This is a genomic window from Erythrobacter sp. NFXS35, from assembly GCF_040148725.1.
Taxonomy (GTDB): domain Bacteria; phylum Pseudomonadota; class Alphaproteobacteria; order Sphingomonadales; family Sphingomonadaceae; genus Erythrobacter.
Genome location: NZ_JAGDEB010000001.1, coordinates 342,940 through 364,834 on the forward strand (window position 1 = coordinate 342,940; position 21,895 = coordinate 364,834).

20 protein-coding genes and 1 tRNA gene are annotated in these 21,895 nt (G+C 62.4%); 17 read left to right on the forward strand and 4 right to left on the reverse strand.

All coding sequences use genetic code 11. The features are described from left to right. Positions 1-21: 21 nt before the first annotated feature. Positions 22-1,956 carry a peptidylprolyl isomerase gene (locus tag J3454_RS01700; protein ID WP_349512028.1) on the reverse strand — a complete coding sequence of 645 codons (1,935 nt, stop codon included), beginning with the start codon at positions 1,954-1,956 and terminating at the stop codon, positions 22-24. Positions 1,957-2,223: 267 nt separating this feature from the next. Between J3454_RS01700 and tpiA the strand changes: the two genes are divergently transcribed. From tpiA to pyrG, 3 genes are all read left to right on the forward strand, one after another. Continuing rightward, entirely contained in the window at positions 2,224-2,997 is a 774-nt protein-coding gene (tpiA, locus tag J3454_RS01705) for a triose-phosphate isomerase (protein WP_349512029.1), read from the forward strand. 118 nt (positions 2,998-3,115) lie between these two features. Beyond that, positions 3,116-3,490, forward strand: coding sequence for a preprotein translocase subunit SecG (gene secG / locus J3454_RS01710; protein WP_502878568.1), 375 nt, complete (start codon positions 3,116-3,118; stop codon positions 3,488-3,490). A 164-nt stretch (positions 3,491-3,654) separates the two neighbouring features. Continuing rightward, positions 3,655-5,292, forward strand: coding sequence for a CTP synthase (gene pyrG, locus J3454_RS01715; protein ID WP_349512031.1), 1,638 nt, complete (start codon positions 3,655-3,657; stop codon positions 5,290-5,292). A gap of 371 nt (positions 5,293-5,663) precedes the next feature. Here pyrG and J3454_RS01720 read toward each other — a convergent pair whose 3' ends face one another. Continuing rightward, positions 5,664-6,149, reverse strand: coding sequence for an Hsp20 family protein (locus J3454_RS01720; protein WP_349512032.1), 486 nt, complete (start codon positions 6,147-6,149; stop codon positions 5,664-5,666). 151 nt (positions 6,150-6,300) lie between these two features. On the opposite strand from J3454_RS01720, the gene grxC reads away from it, so the two are divergent. From grxC to J3454_RS01785, 13 genes are all read left to right on the forward strand, one after another. Further along, positions 6,301-6,564 carry a glutaredoxin 3 gene (gene grxC / locus J3454_RS01725; RefSeq protein ID WP_349512033.1) on the forward strand — a complete coding sequence of 88 codons (264 nt, stop codon included), beginning with the start codon at positions 6,301-6,303 and terminating at the stop codon, positions 6,562-6,564. After that, entirely contained in the window at positions 6,564-7,382 is an 819-nt protein-coding gene (locus J3454_RS01730; protein ID WP_349512034.1) for a carbon-nitrogen hydrolase family protein, read from the forward strand. Before grxC ends, J3454_RS01730 begins: the two co-directional genes overlap by 1 nt. Before the next feature lie 8 nt (positions 7,383-7,390). Then, on the forward strand, positions 7,391-7,864 hold the full coding sequence (locus J3454_RS01735) for a DUF1178 family protein (protein WP_349512035.1): 474 nt from the start codon (positions 7,391-7,393) through the stop codon (positions 7,862-7,864). A gap of 33 nt (positions 7,865-7,897) precedes the next feature. Further along, positions 7,898-7,974, forward strand: a tRNA-Arg gene (locus J3454_RS01740). Positions 7,975-8,068: 94 nt separating this feature from the next. After that, positions 8,069-9,232 (forward strand): acyl-CoA dehydrogenase family protein, encoded by a 1,164-nt coding sequence (locus J3454_RS01745; protein ID WP_349512036.1) that lies wholly within the window; start codon positions 8,069-8,071, stop codon positions 9,230-9,232. A gap of 105 nt (positions 9,233-9,337) precedes the next feature. Further along, positions 9,338-9,640 carry an FtsB family cell division protein gene (locus tag J3454_RS01750; RefSeq protein WP_349512037.1) on the forward strand — a complete coding sequence of 101 codons (303 nt, stop codon included), beginning with the start codon at positions 9,338-9,340 and terminating at the stop codon, positions 9,638-9,640. A gap of 145 nt (positions 9,641-9,785) precedes the next feature. Further along, entirely contained in the window at positions 9,786-10,892 is a 1,107-nt protein-coding gene (gene pdhA, locus J3454_RS01755; RefSeq protein ID WP_349512038.1) for a pyruvate dehydrogenase (acetyl-transferring) E1 component subunit alpha, read from the forward strand. Between the two features lie 3 nt (positions 10,893-10,895). Further along, the gene (locus J3454_RS01760) at positions 10,896-12,257 is read left to right on the forward strand and encodes a pyruvate dehydrogenase complex E1 component subunit beta (protein WP_349512039.1); all 1,362 of its coding nucleotides are present in this window, start codon (positions 10,896-10,898) and stop codon (positions 12,255-12,257) included. A gap of 174 nt (positions 12,258-12,431) precedes the next feature. After that, complete coding sequence (locus tag J3454_RS01765) at positions 12,432-14,174, forward strand: pilus assembly protein TadG-related protein (protein WP_349512040.1); 1,743 nt, start codon at positions 12,432-12,434, stop codon at positions 14,172-14,174. A 38-nt stretch (positions 14,175-14,212) separates the two neighbouring features. Continuing rightward, positions 14,213-14,761, forward strand: coding sequence for a TadE/TadG family type IV pilus assembly protein (locus J3454_RS01770; protein ID WP_349512041.1), 549 nt, complete (start codon positions 14,213-14,215; stop codon positions 14,759-14,761). Further along, the gene (locus J3454_RS01775; protein WP_349512042.1) at positions 14,752-15,438 is read left to right on the forward strand and encodes a TadE/TadG family type IV pilus assembly protein; all 687 of its coding nucleotides are present in this window, start codon (positions 14,752-14,754) and stop codon (positions 15,436-15,438) included. Before J3454_RS01770 ends, J3454_RS01775 begins: the two co-directional genes overlap by 10 nt. A 261-nt stretch (positions 15,439-15,699) precedes the next feature. Further along, positions 15,700-16,176, forward strand: coding sequence for a hypothetical protein (locus J3454_RS01780; RefSeq protein WP_349512043.1), 477 nt, complete (start codon positions 15,700-15,702; stop codon positions 16,174-16,176). Between the two features lie 44 nt (positions 16,177-16,220). Next, entirely contained in the window at positions 16,221-16,685 is a 465-nt protein-coding gene (locus J3454_RS01785; RefSeq protein ID WP_349512044.1) for an EF-hand domain-containing protein, read from the forward strand. Here J3454_RS01785 and trmFO read toward each other — a convergent pair whose 3' ends face one another. Next, a complete protein-coding gene (gene trmFO / locus J3454_RS01790) occupies positions 16,686-18,071 on the reverse strand; it encodes a methylenetetrahydrofolate--tRNA-(uracil(54)-C(5))-methyltransferase (FADH(2)-oxidizing) TrmFO (RefSeq protein WP_349512045.1) in 1,386 nt (461 codons plus the stop codon). It abuts the gene before it with no gap. A 78-nt stretch (positions 18,072-18,149) separates the two neighbouring features. Here trmFO and J3454_RS01795 point away from each other — a divergent pair, with 78 nt between their 5' ends. Next, positions 18,150-18,815: a lysoplasmalogenase family protein gene (locus J3454_RS01795; protein WP_349512046.1), complete on the forward strand. Its 666-nt coding sequence runs from the start codon at positions 18,150-18,152 to the stop codon at positions 18,813-18,815. Here J3454_RS01795 and gyrA read toward each other — a convergent pair. Beyond that, positions 18,808-21,618, reverse strand: a complete 2,811-nt coding sequence (gene gyrA, locus J3454_RS01800) for a DNA gyrase subunit A (protein WP_349512047.1) — start codon at positions 21,616-21,618, stop codon at positions 18,808-18,810. The two genes, J3454_RS01795 and gyrA, sit on opposite strands and share 8 nt — an antisense overlap. Positions 21,619-21,895: the final 277 nt, after the last annotated feature.

Here is a 21,895-nt window from a genome sequence, read left to right on the forward strand (position 1 = left end):
ACGAAGCGGCGCTGCCTGCGCTTACTGTTCGCCGGCGAGCTGTTTGCGCACCGCTTCGACCGCGTCGTCATTGACGGTGGTGCCCAGCTGCTCGCGCATCGCCACGGCGGCCTGACGGCGGTATTCCTCGGTCAGGGTCGGGGCGAGCTGCCTGCGGGTCTGTTCGAGCAAGCCCGGTTCCCCGTCCACAGGATCGGTCGCGATCTCGTCGAGGCTGATGACATACCAGCCGATGTCGCGCGGCGCTTCGAGCAGCTTCACCGAGCCTTCGGCCATGCTGAACAACAGCACCAACGGCGGCGGAAGATTGCCCTGTCGCTGGGCGAGCAGCTCGCGGCGTTCAAGATCGATCGCTTCGCGTTCGAACCCCGGCTTGTCTTCGGCTGCCATAGCTGCGGCAAGCTCGGTATCGCCGCGCACCTTGCCCACAATTCTGTCTGCGGCGGCGCGGGCAAGCTTTGCGCCCTGCGCGCGGCGCCATGCGGCTTCGGCCTGTTCCTCAACTTCGGCCAGCGGCGGAGCGGCGGCTTCCTCGATGCGGGCGACCTCGAAGGCAACGAACTGCCGGCCCGGCACCACTTCGGCCAGCTGCGGTTCGCTCTCCTCCATCTGGAAAGCGGTCGAAAGCACCGGGGCAAGTTGCGGCACGATCTGTGCATCCGGGCGACCGAAGACCTCGCCGGTAGCGAGCAGCGGCGGCGTGGTTTCGAGCGTCAGGCCATAAGCTTCGGCCACTTCGGTCAGCGCGGTGCCGCTGTCGATCTCGGCCTCGATCTCGGCGGTGAGATCGGCGATGGCGGCGCTGCGTTTTTCTACGCCGAGCTGCGCGACGATGTCATCGCGGACATCGGCGAGGCTGCGTGCAGGCAGGCGCTCGACCTCGTCGACGCGCGCGACATACCAGCCGAGCGTGCCCTGCGCAGGCGCGACCACGCCGCCATCGGGTGCCTCGAAGACATTTTCGGCAAAGGCAAAGCTGGTGGCGTTGGCCAATTCCTCTCGGGTCCGAAGTTCGGTGGCAGAGGCGCTGAACCCTGCTGCCCGCGCTGCCGCTTCGAGCGAAGTGCCACCGCGGATGCGGGTCGCCAGCGCGTTGGCGGCATCCTGGGTCGGCACCACGAAGCTGGTGATCGCACGCCGCTCCGTGGCCTTGTACTGTTCGGCATCACGCTGGAAGCGTGCGGCGATCTCCGCCGCGGTCGGTGTGGCCGAAACGTCAAGCGTGTCCTCGCCGAACACCGCGAACCGCAAGGTGCGGCGTTCGGGCCGGATGAACTGCGTGCGGTTCTCGCCATACCATTCGGTCAGCTGCGCCTGCGTCGGGCCGGTGGTCGGCGCGAAGGCGGCACTCGGGATCAGGGCGATTTCCCCGCGCCGCCGCTCCAGCACCAGTGCGGCATATTGGCGCGCGATTTTCTCGGGCATCTGCGGTGCGATCAGCGCAGGACGTAGCAACTGGTCTTCCAGCAGCCCGTCGGCAAGATCGCGGCGGAACACCGCATCGGACAAACCGCGCTGTTGCAGAGCGGCAAGATACACCTGCTGATCGAAATCGCCGGTGAGCGAATTGAACGCATCGATCTGCAGGATTTCGCTGTTCACCAGGTTCTCGCCAGCCCGCAGGCCGTAGTTTTCGGCATAGTTGGCGATCGCATAGCGATCAATCAGCTGACGCAGCACCTCGTCGAGCACGCCGGCTTCGATGAATTCGGGCATGGTCAGAGTGGGGTTTTGCTGGCGCACCTGATCCAGCGCAGTGTTGGCCGCAGTCACCAGATCGGTGGTGGGTATCTGTTCGCCGTCAACCACCGCAACACGGTCGCCACCGGACACCCCGCCAAAGGTCGAGCCGGTGATGTCGGCAGCGGCGAAAGCCAGCGCCATCAGCACCAGAAAGCCGATGAATATCGGCAGACCGATCTTCGATTGGAAGAAACGACGGAAGAAGGAGATCATTGCTAGTGTGACCCTACCCGGTGGAACTGGCTGCTGACAGGGACGGGCTTCACGCCCCCGGCGCGCCGAACGGACTGATCGGTGCGAGCGCGCTTTATCGACCATGCGACCGCGCGGCAACAGGTGTCCCGGTCTTTTGTTCAACGGGTGCGTTTTGTTCAACGGGTGTTTTGACTGCGAGGATTTCCTCGGCTAGCGCACCGCGTCCGGTGGCCGTAAAGGCTTCGGGGAATCACTTCCCCTCTTCACTTGTGCAGGACACACCCCATGACACGCCGACCCTACATCGTCGGAAACTGGAAGATGCACGGCACCCGCGCGATGCTTTCCGAAGCGCGGGCCATCGACCGTGCGGCCCAGCGGCATATGAAGGTCGAGGTCGCGCTTGCGCCTCCGTTCACGCTGATCCACCCGATCCACCGCGAGGCTGAGCAGATTTCGGTCGGGGCGCAGGATTGCCATCATGAAGATGGCGGCGCCTTTACCGGCGACATCTCGGCCGCCATGGTCGCCGATGCCGGCGCGAAATTCGTGATCCTCGGCCATTCCGAGCGGCGGCAGGGCCATGGCGAAACCGATGGGCTGGTCCGCGCCAAGGCACAGGCGGCGCTGGCGGCGGGCCTGCGGATCATCATGTGCTGCGGCGAAACCATCGACATCCGCGAATCGGGCCGCGCGGTGGCGTTCGTCGGAAAGCAGCTCAAGGCCTCGCTCCCGCCAGCGGACGAGGCACCGGCCGACCTCGCTGAGCGGGTTACCATCGCTTACGAACCGATCTGGGCGATCGGCACCGGCACGGCCGCCACCACCGACGACATCGCCGAGATGCACGCCGAGATCCGTAAGCTGCTGGTCGAGCTGTACGGCGAGGAACAGGGCGGCGAAGCGCGCATCATCTATGGCGGCTCGGTCAAGCCAGAGAACGCTGCCGAGATTTTCGCCGTGCCCGATGTGGGCGGCGCCTTGGTGGGCGGAGCCAGCCTGACGGCCGACAGCTTCATGGGCATCGCTCTTGCCGCGGGCGAGCCGACCGACCACTGACCCTGCCACCCCAGATTCGGAAAGCCGGCGCGCCCTTGCTGTTCGCGTATGGTGAGCCTACATGGCGCGCAGAGCGCCTTTGCGCCGCCTGCCTTCAAGAAGAGATTTGTTCATGTCGCTGTTTATCTTCCTCACCGTAATCCAGGCTCTGGTGGCCGCCACACTTGTGGGTGTGGTGCTGATGCAGCGCTCGGAGGGCGGAGGGCTCGGTATCGGCGGCGGTTCTTCCAGTGGAATCGGTGCGCGCGGGGCGGCGGATTTCCTGACCCGTGCGACCAAGTGGCTGGCGATTGCCTTCGTGTTGCTGTCGATCGTGCTTGCCGCTTTGGCGGTTCGCGAAAGCAGTGTCGGCACGGTGAGTTCCACGCTCGAACGCGGGGCGAATGCTCCCGCAGGCGCGACAGACCTGTTGGCAGAGCCGCAGGTTCCGGCACAAGCCGCTCCGGCAGAACCGACCCCGGCAACACCGGCGCAGGATCCGCTCGCCGAATAGGCCATCCGTAAAGCAGCCATCGCGGCAGCGTGCTTTTTTCCTTCCGTTCCTGTGCGGGGCGGGGGGTGAACGCGGCCATTGGGCCACAGGCCTGTGGATGGGTTTGCTGCGACGCTGCAATTCGCTTGCCCCGAATCCCTCTCGACGCTTAAGGCCCAACTCCCATGGCGCGGTTCATTTTCATCACCGGCGGCGTGGTCTCCTCGCTTGGCAAAGGTCTCATGGCAGCCTCTCTGGCGGCCCTGCTGCAGGCGCGTGGCTACAAGGTCCGCATCCGCAAGTTCGATCCCTATCTCAACGTCGATCCGGGTACGATGAGCCCGTATCAGCACGGTGAGGTCTATGTGACCGATGACGGGGCGGAGACCGATCTCGATCTCGGCCATTACGAACGCTTCACGGGCGTGTCGGCACGGCAGAGCGACAATATCACCAGCGGGCGCGTTTACCGCGACATCATCACCAAGGAACGTCGCGGCGACTATCTCGGCGCGACGGTGCAGGTGATCCCGCACGTGACCGACGCGATCAAGCAGTTTGCGCTGGCCGATCAGGGCGATCACGATTTCATCCTGTGCGAAATCGGCGGAACGGTGGGCGACATCGAATCGCTGCCGTTCATGGAGGCGATCCGCCAGCTCAGGAACGAGCTTGAACCGCTCCAGACCCTCAGCGTCCATGTCACGCTGGTGCCTTATATCAAGGCGGCGGGCGAGTTGAAGACCAAGCCGACCCAGCACTCCGTGCGCGAACTTGCCAGCCTCGGGATAAAGCCCGATCTGCTGCTGTGCCGCGCGGAGCATCCCATCCCCGATAGCGAACGCCGCAAGATTGCGCAGTTCTGCAACGTGCGCGCCGAAGCGGTGATCCCGGCACTCGATGCGCCTTCGATCTATTCGGTCCCTCTGCAATATCACGGCGAGGGTCTCGACCGTGAGGTGTTGCGCGCCTTCGGCATCCATGATGCGCCCGAGCCCGACCTTGCAGCGTGGGACGATGTCACCGACCGCTATTTCAACCCCGAAGGCGAAGTGACCATCGCGGTCGTCGGCAAATATGTCGGCCTGCCCGATGCCTACAAAAGCCTCAACGAGGCGCTGGTGCATGGCGGGCTGGCCAACCGGGTCAAGGTCAACATCAAGTGGATCGACGCTGAGATTTTCGAAGGCGACGATGCATCGCAGATCATCCCAGCGTTGGAACCGATGCACGGCATTCTGGTGCCCGGTGGCTTCGGCGAGCGCGGCAGCGAAGGCAAGATTTCAGCCGTGCGGTTCGCGCGCGAACGAAACGTCCCGTTTTTCGGCATCTGCCTCGGCATGCAAATGGCGTGCATCGAAGGTGCGCGCGCGGCGGGGTTCGCAAATGCTTCGTCCACCGAATTTGGCGTCACCGATGCGCCGGTGGTGGGGATCATCACCGAATGGATGAGCAAGGAAGGCCTTCAGCAGCGCGAGGCGGGCGGCGATCTGGGCGGCACGATGAGGCTTGGCGCCTATCCGGCCAAGCTCAGCGCCAATAGTCATACGGCGCGGATATATGGCGGCGCCGAAGTGATATCGGAGCGCCACCGTCACCGCTACGAAGTCAACAGCGCCTTCATCGAACCGCTGGAGAAGGATGGGCTGGTGTTTGCCGGCATGTCGCCCGATGGCCTACTGCCTGAGATCGTGGAAAGGCCCGATCACCCTTGGTTCGTCGGGGTGCAATTCCATCCCGAGCTGAAATCGCGCCCTTTCGACCCGCATCCGCTGTTCGCCGGGTTCATTGCCGCCGCGCTGGAGCAATCGCGACTGGTTTGATGTGAGGCGGCTCGGGTGCGTGATGGCGGCGCTCGAGCTAATCCTTCCCAAGCCCCTGCACCGTTTTGTTACAAGGATTTGAAGCCTCGTGTCGCATCCTTACAAGTCTGCAAGATTGCGCTTGCGTGACATTGCGTTTCAGCATTAGACGCAGGGCAGTCGAGACGATTTCGTAAGGCGTGCAGGCTAGAGCCAGCGGATCGCGATAATATCGCGCAGACCGCCCTAGTCTGGTGGTTTTACTTTTTGAGCTTGCCGGATTTTGTCCGTCTTCTGCGACCCGGACGGACAGGATCAGGCGAGGCGGCGTAAGCCGTGGGGGCGGATCGCAAGATCCGCCCCCTTTGATTTTTGCTCGAATAATGCCGGGATCAGGCGGCGCTGGCCGCCGATTCCTCGCCATCATCGACTACCGGCACGGCCGAGAGCCGGGCGGCACCGTTGATCGCGATTTTCTTCGGCTTCATCGCCTCGGGCACCTCGCGCACCAGATCGATGACAAGCAATCCGTCGGCAAGATCAGCGCTTTCGACGCGAACGAAATCGGCCAATTCGAAACGTCGCTCGAACCCGCGATTGGCGATGCCGACATGGATCAGTTCGGAACCGTCGGCGGCTTCATCGCGCTTGCGGCCCTGAACGACCAGGAGGTTCTGCTGCGCGGTTATGTCGATATCCTGCGAACGGAAACCCGCCACCGCCAGCGTGATGCGGTAATTGTCCTCGCCGGACCGCGAAATGTTGAACGGCGGGTAATTGTCGCCGGCATTCAACCGCGCCTGATTTTCCAGCAGGTCGAACAGGCGATCGAAGCCCACGGTGCTGCGGCGATAGGGAGTGAAATCGAAACGTGACATAGTGCAAATCCTCGTGCTTGAGCAATTTGGTTCGGATCGCGGGCCTGCCGGAAGCAGCACCCGCATTGTCGCCGGATCGTTCCCCAAGGCTGGCGGAACGCGGCGACAGACACTATCTGGTTTGCAAGTTTTCGCTTTCAAGAGGATCGTAATGGCCCAGCCACAAATCGACATCTACACCAAATTCGGATGCCCTTACTGCGTGCGTGCGAAGCGGCTGCTCGACGACAAGGGGGCGGAATATGCCGAACATGACATCACCATGGGCGGCCCCAAACGGGACGAAATGCGCGAGCGGGCGCCGCGGGCGATGACAGTGCCGCAAATCTTCATCGGGGAAACCCACGTCGGCGGGTCGGACGAACTTGCAGCGTTGGAACGCGCGGGCAAGCTTGATGGATTGCTGGCGGGCTGATGCCGAAGATCGCTGTCTTGCAGATGTGTTCGGGGATCGATCCCGACGCGAACATGGACGTCATCGAGACGGCAGCCAGGGACGCAGCCAAGCAGGGGGCTGAAGTGCTGTTCACCCCTGAAATGTCGCTGTTGCTGGATCGCAACCGCGAACGGGCAGCGCCATGGATCGATTCCGGCGATTCGGATGAGGCCGCCCATTTGCTGTCGATCATCGCTGCCAAGGGTTTCATCGATCTTGCCGTCGGTTCAATGCCGGTCGCGGCCGGTGACGGCAGATGGGCGAACCGATCCCTTTATTGTCGCGCCCAGGGCGGCGATCCTGTCACCTACGACAAGATGCATATGTTCGACGTCGAACTGGCCACAGGCGAGCACTGGCGGGAAAGTTCCGCTTACGAGCCGGGCCGCAAGGTCGTGACCGTCGAGAATACTCCGGTCGGCAGGCTCGGGCTGACGGTGTGTTACGACCTCAGGTTCCCGGCGCTGTTCGGCGAACTGGGCAATCGCCGCTGCGATGCCATCGCCGTGCCCGCAGCTTTCACCAAGCCGACAGGCGAAGCGCATTGGCACGTCCTGCTTCGCGCCCGCGCGATCGAGGCGAGCGCTTTCGTCATTGCCGCCGCGCAGGTGGGCCACCATGCGGACGGGCGCGAAACCTACGGCCACAGCCTTGTCGTCGATCCGTGGGGCGAAGTGCTGCTGGACATGGGCGGCGATGCGCCGGGGCTGGGCTTTTGCGACATCGACCTTGCACGAATTGCCGAGGTACGCGCACAGGTGCCGTCCCTTGCCAACCGCCGTGCGATTCCCGGATAGAATGAACAATGATCGTATTTGACCTTGCGTGCGCCGAAGGCCACCGGTTCGAAGGCTGGTTCGGTTCCTCGACCGACTTTGCCGAGCAGCAGGATCGCGGGCTGGTGGCGTGTCCGCATTGCGGATCGGCCGAGGTGACCAAGGCGCCGATGGCCCCGGCGGTTCCGGCCAAGGGCAACAGCAGGCCCGAGCGTATGCCAGCCGTGCCCGAACCATCGCAGCAACTCGCCAATGTGCCGATGTCGCCTGAGGTGAAGAAGGCGCTCGCCGCGCTCGCCAAGGCGCAGGCGGAGGCGCTCAAGAAAAGCACCTGGGTAGGCGACAAGTTCGCCGATGAAACCCGCAAGATGCATTATGGCGAGCGCGACGAAGCCCCGATTCATGGGCAGGCGAGCCTTTCCGAAGCGAAGGCGCTGATCGAAGAAGGCGTGCCGGTTGCGCCGTTGCCTTTCCCGGTCGCGCCGCCGGAAAAGTTGAATTGAAAGGTGGACGCGCCCTGCTAAGACAAGCGGTGGGACCCCGTAGCTCAGCCGGATAGAGCACCAGATTCCTAATCTGGGGGCCGCGCGTTCGAATCGCGCCGGGGTCACCACCTTTCTCCTCGATTGTGGCATTGCGAACTGGCGAGGTGGACTCGGCCCCGCTCTCCGCGCTAGCAGCCGCGCCACAGGGAGACGCTGCGCGCCATGCAAAACCACGATACTGATGACCTTGCCGAGATCCGCCGTGCTGTCGCTAGCCTCTGCGAAGGATTTCCGGGTGAATACTGGCGCGCCAAGGACGCGGCGCGCGAATATCCGGCGGAGTTTGTCGACGCTCTGACGAAAGCGGGATTCCTCGCCGCGCTGATTCCGGCCGAACATGGCGGCAGCGGCCTCAGCCTTGAGGCGGCGTGCGTCATCATGGAGGAGATTCAGGCGTCGGGCTGCAACGGATCATCCGCTCATGCGCAAATGTACATCATGAACACGCTGCTGCGTTACGGCAGCGAAGCGCAGAAGGCCGAATATCTCCCGCGCATCGCCAGCGGTGAGTTGCGCTTGCAGGCATTCGGCGTGTCCGAACCGACCAGCGGCACCGACACGCTGTCTCTCAAAACCCGCGCGGTCAGGGACGGGAACGAGTACATCATCACCGGCCAGAAGATTTGGACCAGCCGCGCCGAACATTCCGACCTGATGCTGTTGCTCGCCCGGACGACCCCGCGTGAGCAGGCTGCCAGCAAGACCGAAGGGCTGTCGTTGTTTCTCGTCGATATGCAGGCGGCACTGCAAAACGGCATGACGGTGAAGCCGATCCGCACGATGATGAACCATTCGTCCTGCGAGGTGTTCTTCGATGATCTGCGCATTCCCGCATCCGCGCTGGTGGGCGAGGAGGGGAAGGGCTTCCGCTACATCCTGTCGGGTATGAACGCCGAACGCATCCTGATCGCCGCCGAGTGCATCGGCGATGCCAAGTGGTTCATCGAAAAGGCCACAGGCTATGCCAAGGATCGCAACGTCTTCGCTCGTCCGATCGGCCAGAATCAGGGTGTGCAGTTCCCGATCGCCCGCGCCTATGCCCAGATGCGCGCTGCTGAATTGATGGTCCGGCACGCCGCACGGGTCTATGACGAGGGCGGCAATCCGGGCGAAGAGGCCAATATGGCCAAGCTGCTCGCATCGGAGGCCAGCTGGGCCGCGGCCGACATGTGCATTCAGACCTTCGGCGGGTTCGGCTTTGCCGAAGAATATGATGTCGAGCGAAAGTTCCGCGAAGCGCGCCTTTACACCGTCGCGCCGATCTCGACCAACCTGATCCTGTCTTATCTTGCCGAACACGTACTCGGCCTGCCGCGCAGCTATTGAGTCGCAATCCGCAAGGTTTATTGCGCAGGTGCGCGCATGGTGCTTGCGGTGAGCGCCCAAGTGTGATTCTGTCGTTTCTGCGGCGGTAAGGGGATTGAGCCAGACATGCACAACACGGTTTCAGGCGAGCGAAGGAAACGTATTGCCGCGCTGTGCGTGCTGTTGGCGCTGGCTGGCTTCGCAGTCGCGGGGCCGACAGGGCTGTTGGCATGGAGCGAAAGCGCGGCGACGCTTGAGCAACGCGAGGCCGAGATCGCCCAGCTCACCGAAAAGCGCGATGCCCTGCGCAACCGGGTGATGCTGCTCGATCCCGAAGCCGCCGATCCCGACCTCGCCAGCGAGCTAGTGCGCAAACAGCTTGGCGTCATTCACGAGGACGAGGTCGTCATCACGATCGAGGACGAGTGACGCGCAATTTCCCGGTGACGTGCTGATTTCGTATGCGGGCGCTGCTATCTCTGACGCAACACGTTGCACGGCGGGCGATTCCCCGCCAATAGCATTCGCGCGCGCATCTCCTCCCCCGAGCCGCGCCTGAGAGAGGAAACCGATCTTGGCCAAACAGCCTTCCAAAGCCGCATCGGCTGCAAAGAAACCCGCCTCACCGACCAACACGGCCGCCGCACCTTCGGACGATCCCGATTTCGTCCTGAGTTCGCTGCAGGAAGCGTTCGAAGCGAACAAGCGTTATGCCGCAGATGATGCGGAGATGCTTGAATTCTATCGCCAGATGCTGCTGATCCGGCGGTTCGAGGAGAAGGCCGGCCAGCTTTACGGGCTCGGCCTGATCGGCGGGTTCTGTCATCTTTATATTGGTCAGGAAGCGGTCGCTATCGGGCTGCAGTCCGCGCTCGACAATGATCGCGACAGCGTGATCACCGGCTACCGCGATCACGGTCACATGCTCGCTTACGGGATCGATCCCAAGGTCATCATGGCCGAACTGACTGGCCGCGAAGCCGGGATTTCCAAGGGCAAGGGCGGGTCGATGCATATGTTCTCGACCGAGCACAAATTCTACGGCGGGCACGGCATCGTCGGTGCGCAGGTGGCTCTGGGCGGCGGGCTCGCGCTCGCGCACCAGTACAATGAGGATGGCGGGCTGTGCCTTGCCTATTTCGGTGACGGTGCGGCCAATCAGGGACAGGTCTACGAAACCTTCAACATGGCGGCGCTGTGGAACCTGCCGATCGTGTTCGTGGTGGAGGACAACCAATACGCGATGGGCACATCGACCAAGCGTTCGTCGGCGGAAACACGCTTCTACCGGCGCGGCACGTCGTTCCGCATTCCGGGGATGGAAGTGAACGGCATGGACGTGCTCGAAGTGCGCGCCGCCGCCGAAGTCGCTTTTGCCCATGTGCGCGCAGGCAAGGGCCCGGTGCTGATGGAGTGCAACACCTATCGCTATCGCGGGCATTCGATGTCCGACCCGGCCAAATACCGCACCCGCGAGGAAGTGCAGGACCAACGCGACCACCACGATCCGATCGAGCGGCTGAAAAAGACCCTGATCGAGAGCGGCAAGGCCGAGGACGAATTGAAAAGCATCGACAAGGCTATCCGCGCCGAAGTGGCACAGGCGGCTGATTTTGCCGAAAACTCTCCCGAGCCCGGTGCAGGTGAACTCTACACCGATGTGCTGGTGGGGGAGTATTGAGCCATGGCGATCGAACTGAAGATGCCGGCGCTGTCGCCGACGATGGAGCAGGGCACGCTCGCCAAGTGGCTGAAGGCTGAAGGCGACCGGATCGAACCGGGCGACATCATTGCCGAGATCGAAACCGACAAGGCGACGATGGAATTCGAGGCGATCGACGAAGGCGTATTGTCCAAGATCCTGATCGAAGCGGGCACTGAAGATGTGGCCGTTGGCGCGGTGATCGCGCTGATCGAAGGGGAAGGGGAGGGGCCTGCCGAGGTATCTGCGCCTGAGCCGGAAAAGGAACCCGCGCCGGTATCGACGCCCACACCTTCACCGAAGGCTGACAAACCGTCGCCTGCCACTGCCGCGAAAGACCCGGCCATTCCGGAAGGCACCAGCTTCACCAGCACCGCAGTGCGCGAGGCGCTGCGCGATGCCATGGCCGAGGAAATGCGCCGCGATCCCCGCGTCTTCGTGATGGGCGAGGAAGTCGCCGAATATCAGGGCGCCTACAAGGTCACCCAAGGCCTGCTCGACGAGTTCGGGCCGAAGCGCGTGATCGACACGCCGATCACGGAATATGGCTTTGCCGGGATCGGTACCGGTGCGGCGATGGGCGGATTGCGTCCTATCGTCGAGTTCATGACCTTCAACTTCGCCATGCAGGCGATTGACCACATCATCAATTCGGCCGCCAAGACCAACTACATGAGCGGCGGCCAGATGCGCTGCCCGATCGTGTTTCGCGGCCCCAACGGTGCGGCCTCACGCGTGGGCGCGCAGCACAGCCAAAATTACGGGCCGTGGTATGCCAGCGTCCCCGGCCTGATCGTCATCGCGCCGTTCGATGCCGCCGATGCCAAGGGATTGCTCAAGGCGGCAATCCGCAGCGAGGATCCGGTCGTTTTCCTCGAAAACGAGCTGGTCTACGGGCGCAGCTTCGACGTTCCCGATTTGGATGATTATGTGCTGCCAATCGGCAAGGCGCGGATCATGCGCGAAGGCGGCGATGTCACCATCGTCAGCTATTCGATCGGCGTCGGCATGGCGCTGGAAGCGGCGGCGACGCTGGCGGACGAAGGCATCGAGGCCGAGGTTATCGACCTCAGAACATTGCGCCCGCTCGACAAGCAGGCGGTCCTGACCAGCCTTGCCAAGACCAATCGCCTGATCGTGGCCGAGGAAGGCTGGCCGACCTGTTCGATCGCCAGCGAAATCATCAGCATCTGCATGGAGGAGGGCTTCGACCATCTCGATGCACCGGTGCTGCGGGTGTGCAACGAGGATGTGCCGCTGCCCTATGCCGCGAACCTCGAAAAGCTGGCGCTGATCGATCCGGCCCGCATCGCCGAGGCTGCGCGGAAGGTTTGCTACAAGTAGAAGCGCATACATGACGATCCGTGGCGCGGAGCCGGGTGCAGAGCCTGGTTCCAGGTCGGCGCGGGTGCGCGCATTGAATCGATGCAGCGAAAGCAGGTCACCGCTTTAACGTTCAGTTAGGAGTTTCTGCCTAGGCTGTCCGCTGGAAATCCAATGATTCCAGTGGAGGCTGTCTTGTCCAATTCGAATTCACCGGTTTCAGCGCGCCGCGCTTTCGCCAGGTCCGTCCTGGGTGATACGCGTGCGAACGTCTTGCCGATGATGGCTGCCGCGTTGATTCCAACGATGGCGATGATCGGAGCAGGGATCGACTTCGGTCGGGCCTATTTGGCGAACTCCAAACTGCAGGGCGCTGCGGACGCGGGCGCTCTGGCGGCAGTCCGCGCCAAGCAATTGTCCAGCAACACTGCCAGCGAAGCCACCGCGGTCGGACAAAACTATATCAGCGCCAACTTCCCTTCAGGGTACCTTGGTGCCACGCTCCAGACGCCCGGTGTCACGGTCGTGGATCAGAATGATGTCATCACCGCGACGGTCGAGGCCAGCGGTGTCATCAATACGACGCTGCTTCGCCTGGTCGGCATTCCGACCCTCGCCGTTCAGGCTCGCTCGGTTGCGGAAGCTTCCGAAACGCTGCCAACGTCGATCGAAGCGCTCCTGGTGCTGGATAACACCGGGTCGATGGAAGGTCAGCGGATGCGCGATCTTAAGTCCGCGGCCAAGAACTTCGTCGACACGATCTATGGCAGCCGCGAGTCCCGCGACGGATTTGCCGTCGGCATCCTGCCCTACAACACGATGGTCAATGTCGGACACCTTGTCCGCGCCACGAATGCCAGCGCGATCGAGAGCCATCCGGGCTTCACGGACGTGGGCCTGAATGACGAACTCGGGTGGAAGGGCTGCGTCTTTGCGGACGAGACGATCCAGAACATTTCGACCGACCGCTTTACGATTGACAATGGCGCTTACGATCTGACCGACAATATGCCCGGTGAAAACGGGATGCCGAAGATCGAGCCGTTCATCTATCCGCCGATTTACGTCGATTCGTTTCAGGACATCAATAATCGTTACAAAATCCCGTCCGGCCGACAGGACCAGTTCTTCGAGATTCCGACAATCAAGACGGCTTTGATCCGGCTTCATGGCAACAATATCTGCAAGCGCACTTCGAATGGCGCGCCCGGTAGCTGCAACGATAATAATACCGTCATCGACTTCAATCGCCTGCCTGACAAGGACCAGTATCGCGACGCGAGGTTCTACAATCACAAGTCCGGCACCAGCACCAGTGCATCTCCCAACAACCTCTGGGGCGCTTCGCCGAACTACCAGTGTCCGGCACAGGCTCTGCCGCTCTCCTACGCAGCGACGAAGTCCGGCTTGAAGAGCTATGTCGACAACGAAAATTTTGCGCTGAAACCGGGCACCGGCACGTTCCACAATCCCGCAATGACATGGGCGTACCGGCTCATGCAGCGCGAAGATTATTTCCCGCGGAACCGGCCAGCCAATGTGCCCGTCAAGAAGATCGTGATCTTCATGACCGACGGTAACTTTGATAGCCGCGATGACGGCCGGGGCAGTCCCAAGGTGCTCGACACGGCCTACACGGCCTACAAGACCTATGAAGATCGGTTGATCACCACGTCCACCACCAAAGACTCGACGATCGATCACCTCTCGCGGCGCTTCGCCAAGACCTGCGAGGCGATGAAGGCCGACGGGATCGAGATCTACACGATTGCCTTCGCGCTCGACACCGGTACGCAGGGCAACGCCACGCGCGAAATGTTCCGCGTTTGCGCAAGTGACCGCAACACCCACTTCTTCTCGGCGGCGAACGGCGCGGAACTGAACGATGCATTCACGACAATCGCATCCGAGCTGATCGATCTGAGGCTGACCAACTGATGTTGGGGCTGCGGAACCTATCTCGCGACGAGAACGGCGTGACCGCCGTCGAGTTCGCATTTGTCGCGCCGGTGATGTTCCTGCTCCTCTTCGGGCTGCTCGAACTGGGTTATGTGGGCTTCGCCCGATCGACCCTGGAAAGTTCGATCCTCGTGGCCTCGCGCCAATCGAAGGTCGCCCAGTGTCCGGCCCAGAATGCCGACCTGATCAGAGCCGAACTCGCCGAGCGCATGTCGGTCGTCGCGAGCGCGGACGGGAATCCGCCCGTTCTTACTGTCGCATCCTACGGGACCAACTTCGGCAACGTCGGCAATCCGGAACCATTCAATGACGTGAATGGTGACGGGGTATTCAATGACGGCGAGGCCTATACCGACATCAACGGCAATGGTCAGTGGGATGCTGACATGGGCAAGACCGGCAATTTCGGCGCTTTCGGCGAAGTGGTGGAGTTTACCGCGTCGTACAATGTGCCTTCCCTTATCCCGTACATGGCGAAGGCACTCAACAACACAGACGGTTTCTACACCATCACGGCTGAGACGGTGGTGAGAAACGAGCCATTCAAAGAAGTGACATGTCCATAACCAAAATCGCAAAATTCGGGACCGAATCCACCCGGCGCGTCGCGGCTTTTGCGCGGCGTCTGCTTGGGGATTCGAGCGGCCTGGCATTCATCGAATTCGCTTACGTGCTCCCGGTTTTTCTGGGGTTCGGGCTCGTCGGTCTGGAATTTACGAACGTCGTGCTCGCCCGTCAGAAAACCGAGCGGATCGCCTCGACCGTCGCTGATCTGATTGCGAGCAACCAGGTGCCGCCCAACGAACGGCAGATCGGCGATATGTTCGCCGCCGTGCCGCAAATCGCAAGGCCATTCGAATTCGGGGCAGGCGGACAGGTCATCATCACCGCGGTGCTTGGTATTTACGACGACACGGACAATGAAGTCCAAAACAAGGTCGCGTGGCAGCGGTGCATGGAGGCAGACGGTTTTGCTAGTTCATTCGGGACGCAGTGGACCTCCACGAATGATATCGCCGACGGTCCCGAGGTCATCTTGCCCAACACGCTCGAACTCGGCCAGAACCAGATGGTCGTCGTGGCCGAGGTGTTCTACCCCTATCAGTCGATCATTTCGCAGAGCCTGGTGGGCTTTATCTTGCCTCAGAACAATATGTTCAGGGAAGTCGCCACATTCAGAACCCGTGGCGGCGCGATCATGAACGTGACGCCTGTGACCGGGCAGGCCATGCACGCCTGCTGAGGATCGAAGCGTCCTCGGCGGAAAGCTTTTCCCAAAACGCCTGTTGTTGAGGCGGTGCAACGCGCATAAGCCGTGGCTGTGACACCGGGTGACCACGACATACTCCCGCCCGAAGCCGAGCTGGCCCTGGCCTGGAGCTCGCGGAAGGCTCGCGCGCATCTAAGCCTGTTGCTTCAGCTTGATCGGCGTCTGGCGCGGATCGTATCGCGCACCACCGAGCCGATGCTAGGTCAGATGCGTCTGGCATGGTGGCGCGATGTCTTGAAGCAACCCCTTGAACAGCGACCTCTCGGGGATGCGGTGCTGGATGGCATTGGCACGCTTTGGTCCGGACACGAGGAATCGTTGATCGCCATGGTCGATGGCTGGGAAATCCTGATCGGCGAAGAACAGCTTGGGCCGGACGATGTGACTGCATTCGCCGATGGGCGTGCGGCTCCGTTCGTCAGTTTTGCTGGCGATCCCGGCGGCGCTGTGCGCCAGCGTGTCGCGCAGGCGGCGCGGTGCTGGGCATTGGTTGACGTCGCAGCGGGCGTTTCCAATCTTGCAGAACGCGCCTTGTTCCTCGATGCGGCGAAAGCCTGCAGCACCGCACGGGGGAGGCTTCCTGGCGATCTGCGCGGGCTTGCGGTGCTGGAGGCGCTGGCACGGCGCGCACTTCGGAACGATGGCGCGCCGTTGATGGATGGACGCGGCGCTGCGCTGGCCGCGTTGAGAGCGGCTATCTTTCTGACCTGATTAGGTATATTTCCTTATAGGGATGGACAGGATGGGGCAGACTTTTGCGGCAGGCTGTATTGGGCGTTATTGCGGGGCTCGCGTTAGCCGGGATCGGCATGTTCTGGTGGCAAGGGCGCGCGGCAATCGACGACAACGCTCCGCCGCCGCCTTTGCCTGAAGCGGCCGCACCCGATCCCGAAGACCTGCCGCTGACCGATCCGGGGGCTATGGAAGGCCCCAGCCCGCCCGAGGTCAGCCCGCTCACCCGCGAGGAGCAGCGCTTTTTCCGCTATGATCGCAACCGTGACCGGCTGATCACGCGCAACGAAATGCTCTCGACCCGGTCCGACGGGTTCCGCAAGCTCGATGTGGACGGCAATAATCTGCTGACATTCGAGGAATGGGCGGTGACCACGGTCGATCGCTTCGAGGAAGCCGACGCTGATGGCAATGGCCGTCTTACCCCGCGTGAATTCGCCACCACCGCGCCCAGACCGGCGGCGAAGAAGCCCGCCTGCAAATGCTGATCAGGCGGGCACGGCCTCACGCGCCTGGCTGATCCAGCGCACCAGATCGGCCTTGGCGCGGTCAGTATAGGCTTCTTTGCGCACCTTTTTGCCGACCTCGTGCAGCGGCGGGAACAGACCGAAATTGACATTCATCGGCTGAAAGGTATCGGCCTCGGCATCGCCGGTGATGTGGCTCAGCAGTGCGCCCAGCGCCGTGGTGGCGGGCAAAGGCTGCCAATCGTGCCCAGCCAGTTCGGCGGCAGCCATCATTCCCGCCACCAGCCCGATTGAGGCGCTTTCGACATAGCCTTCGCAGCCGGTGACCTGCCCGGCGAAGCGGATATGCGGCGCAGCCTTCAGCCGCAATTGCCGGTCGAGCACCTCCGGCGAATTCAGGAATGTGTTCCGATGCAGCCCGCCCAGCCGCGCGAACTCGGCGTTTTCCAGCCCCGGAATCGTGCGGAACAGCTCGATCTGCGCGGCATATTTCAGCTTGGTCTGGAAGCCGACCATGTTCCACAGCGTGCCCAGCTTGTTGTCCTGCCGCAGTTGCACCACTGCATAGGGCCAGCGGCCCTGCGGAAATTCGGGCGTTGTGTCGAACGGGTTATCCAGCCCCACGCCCTTCATCGGGCCGTAGCGCAGCGTTTCCACCCCGCGTTCCGCCATCACTTCGATCGGCATGCAGCCATTGAAGTAGGGAGTGTCCTTTTCCCACTGCTTGAACTCGGTCTTCTCGCCTTCCATCAGCCCGCGGTGAAAGGCGCGGTATTGCTCCTCGTTCATCGGGCAATTGATGTAATCCCCGCCTTCGTTCGAGGCATCGGTGCGCTTGTTCCAGCGCGACTGAATCCAGCATTTGCTCATGTCGATGCTGTCGTGATGGATGATCGGCGCAATCGCATCGAAGAAGGCGAGCCGTTCGCTGCCGGTGGCCTGCACGATGCTGCCCGCTAGCGCCTGAGCCGTCAGCGGTCCCGTGGCGACGATGGTCAGCCCGGCGGCGGGGAGAGTGTCCACCCGTTCGCGCACGATGGTGACATTGGGATGCTGGCTTAGCGCCTTCTCGACCTCGGCCGAGAATACATCGCGGTCCACGGCCATCGCGCTGCCTGCCGGTACCTGTGCCACTTCGCCCGCGCGCATCACCAAGCTGTCGAGCGCGCGCATTTCGTGGTGCAGCAGGCCGACGGCGTTCTTGGTGTCATCGTCCGAGCGAAAGGAATTGGAACACACCAGTTCCGCGAGGCCATCTGTCTGGTGGGCAGGGGTCATCTCGCCTGAACCGCGCATTTCCGACAGGCGCACCTTCACGCCGCGCCGGGCGAGCTGCCAGGCCGCCTCGCTCCCGGCAAGGCCGCCGCCGATGATGTGAACATCGTGAATAGTCGCTGCCATGGTCATGGAAGGGCAGGTAATTGCGTGTTAGCGCCGCGGCAAGCCCCCTTGGGAGGCGGGATCGGGCAAAGGGAACGGGCAGGGATGGCAAAACAGGCGCTGATCGAACAACGGCCATGGCTGTTGGGGAGCATCGTGGCGGCAACCGCTTTCTATTTCCTGCGCGACAATCCGGTGGGCGAGGGGACGTGGGGGTTGCTGGCGAAGGGGGCTTCGGTCGGCTTGCTCGCCACCTATGCCTGGCTACGGGTGCCGCATGATCGGCGATGGATCGATGGCATTTTGCTGGTGGCGGCGCTGGCGCTGGCGGCTGCGGGCGATGTTGCGATCGAGCTTTATTTCGAGTTGGGCGCCGTATTGTTCGCGGTCGCGCATTGTTTCGCGGTGGCACTCTATCTCAGGAACCGGCGCCAGCGATTGTCGCCCAGCCAACGGATGCTGGGGCTTGCGCTATTCATCGGAACGCCGCTGATAAGCTACCTGGTCAGCGGGCAGGACCAGATCGCCGTCTACGCGGTTTTTCTTGGAGCAATGGCTGCTACCGCTTGGACGAGTCGGTTCCCGCGCTACCGCGTCGGTACGGGCGCGGTCCTGTTCGTCGTCAGCGACTGGCTTATCTTCGCGCGGTTCGGCAGTTACGATCTCGGCGTGCTGCCCGATCTGCTGATCTGGCCGCTCTATTTCGCCGGGCAGGTGATGATCGCCACCGGCATTGTGCAATGCCTGCGCGGAGAGCAGCCCGTCAGGTGACGGGCGGCTCTTCCACGCCGGCATCGCTGGCGATTTCTGCGGCGACAGCTTCCTCGGCCGGGTTTTCCGGCTCCTCGTTATCGTCGATCAGCGCAGCCCCGACGATATGTTCGCCCTTGGCGACATCGAAGATTTTCAGGCCGGACGACCCGCGTCCGTAGATCGAGAAGCCCTTGTGCAGTTCGAACCCGCCTTCGACGAGGTGACGGAAATCGATCCCCAGCCGGATCAACTTGGCCTGATCGGTCACCAGCATCAGCTGCGATCCGTGGCGCACCGGGAAGCTGGCGACAACCGGGCCGTTGCGCTCCGGATTGCTTTCGGGCGTGCCGATATTGGTGATGCCCTGACCGCCGCGTGATGTGGTGCGATATTCATAGGCGGACGAGATCTTGCCATATCCGTTGGCGGTAATGGTGAGGATGAACTCCTCGCCTTCCGCCATCGCCGTCACCTGTTCGGCGGGCAGTGCAGGGACCGCATCATTGTTCTTCCAAGCGGCGGCACGCAGATAGGCCTCGCGCGTTTCCATATCCACGGTGAGCGGATCGAGCACCGCCATGCTGACGACCTTCGCGTCGCCCTTCAGTGCCATGCCGCGCACGCCGATACCGGTCCGGCTTTTGGTTTCGCGGGCATCGGTGGCTGAGAACCGGATCGCCTTGCCTGCATCGCTGGCGAGGAAGATCTGCTGTTCCTCCGTCAGCAACTGCACACCGATCAACCGGTCGCCCGATCCTTCGACAAAACCCATCGCGTATTTGCCGGCAGTCGGGACATTGGTGAAAGCGTCCATCGAATTGCGCCGCACCATGCCCTGTTCGGTGGCGAACACGATGTTAAGGTTCGCCCAGGTGCTCTCGTCTTCGGGCAGCGGCAATACGTTGGTGACGCGCTCTTCCGTGCCCAGCGGCAGCAGGTTGACCATCGGGCGGCCCTTGGTCTGCGGCCCGCCTTCGGGCAGCTTCCACACCTTCATGCGGTAAACGCGGCCCGTGTTCGTGAAAAACAGCACCGGATTGTGGGTGCTGGTCACGAACAATTCGACCACCGCGTCTTCGTCCTTGGTCGCCATGCCGCTGCGACCCTTTCCGCCGCGGCCCTGCGCGCGGAAGGTGTTGAGCGCGGTGCGCTTGATATAGCCGTCATGCGTGACGGTGATAACCATCTCCTCTCGCTCGATCAGGTCTTCGTCTTCCAGACCATCCCATGCGGGGGCGATTTCGGACAGGCGCGGCGTGGCGTAATTCGTGCGGATTTCTTCCAGTTCCGTCCGCATCACGCCGTACAGCTTCACGCGGTCAGCGAGGATCGAGAGGAATTCCTCGATCGACAGCGCCAGGCCTTTCAGCTCGTCGCCGATCTCGTCACGGCCCAGTGCGGTGAGGCGATGCAGGCGCAGTTCGAGAATAGCCTTCACCTGCCGTTCGGACAGGCGATAGGTGCCGCCGCTTTCGTCGGCGGATGGCTCGATCGCTTCGATCAGGCGGATATATTGCGCGATGTCGCCAATCGGCCATTCCTTCGCCAGCAGGCGTGCGCGCGCTTCGGCGGGGTTGGGCGCGCTGCGGATCATCGCCACGACTTCATCGAGGTTCGAAACCGCAACCACCAGTCCGAGCAACATGTGCGCCCGTTCCCGCGCCTTGGCGAGTTCGAATTTAGTGCGGCGGGTGATCACCTCCTCGCGGAAGCTGATGAAGGCCTGAATGAACTCCCTCAGCCGCAGCGTTTCCGGTCGCCCGCCGCGGATCGCCAGCATATTGGCGGGAAACGAAGATTGCGCCGGTGTGTGCCGCCAGATCTGGTTGAGCACGACTTCGGCCGTGGCATCGCGCTTCAGGTCGATAACCACTCGTACGCCTTCACGCGAGGATTCGTCGCGGATGTCGGAAATGCCCTCGATCCGCTTTTCCTTGGCGGCTTCGGCAATTTTCTCGACGAGGTTCGACTTGCCGACCTGATAGGGGATCGAGGTGAAGACGATGCTTTCGCGGCCCTCGCTTTTCGCGCCGCGTGTTGATTCGATTTCGTGGCGGCACCGCATCAGGATCGACCCGCGCCCGGTGGTGTATGCCTGACGCGCGCCGTGCGTGCCGAGGATCAGCGGGGCAGTGGGGAAATCGGGGCCGGGGATATATTCGATCAGTTCCTCAGACGTGATCGCCGGATTGTCCATATAGGCAAAGCAGGCGTCGATCACCTCGCCCAGATTGTGCGGCGGAATGTTGGTCGCCATGCCGACCGCGATCCCGCCTGCGCCGTTGACCAGCAAGTTTGGGAAGCGCGCGGGCAGAACCGTCGGCTCCTTGCGGCTGCCATCGTAGTTGTCGGTGAAATCGACCGTATCCTTGTCGAGATCGTCCAGCAGGCTGTTGGTGACCCGTGCAAGGCGCGCTTCGGTGTAACGCATCGAAGCCGGCGGATCGGGGTCCATCGAGCCGAAATTGCCCTGACCATCGATCAACGGCACCCGCATCGACCACGGCTGCGTCATCCGCGCGAGCGCGTCGTAGATCGCGCTATCGCCGTGCGGGTGATAGTTGCCCATCACGTCGCCGACGATCTTTGCGCTCTTTCGGTATGGTCGCCCGGCGACGAAGCCGCCTTCCTGACTGGCGAACAGAATGCGGCGGTGCACCGGCTTCAATCCGTCGCGCACGTCGGGCAGCGCACGGCTGACGATCACGCTCATCGCATAGTCGAGATAGCTCGACTTCATCTCGTCGACGATGTCGATGCGGTCGAAACCGCCCATCGGCGAAGGTGCCGGGGAATCGAGAATGTCGCTGTCGTCGCTCAAGGCTCGGGCCGTTTCTGCTAGTGTTTACCGGGCCCCGCGTGCGGGGCGGCGGCCATTATGGGCCGGATCGCAACCTATGTAGGCCTGACCCGGCGGTTTCGCCACCTCCAGAGCGGAACACAGCGGGAACGTAGCGGCTTTTTCCACATCTCGCACAGCATGAACGCTGCACAGGGCCGCCATTCAAAAGCCATTCAGCACGCTTGGCCTACCGAGAATTGCAAATTGCTCGCAAGCCGTTCAAAGGCTGCAAAATGCATAATGGCGTCTTGGCGCG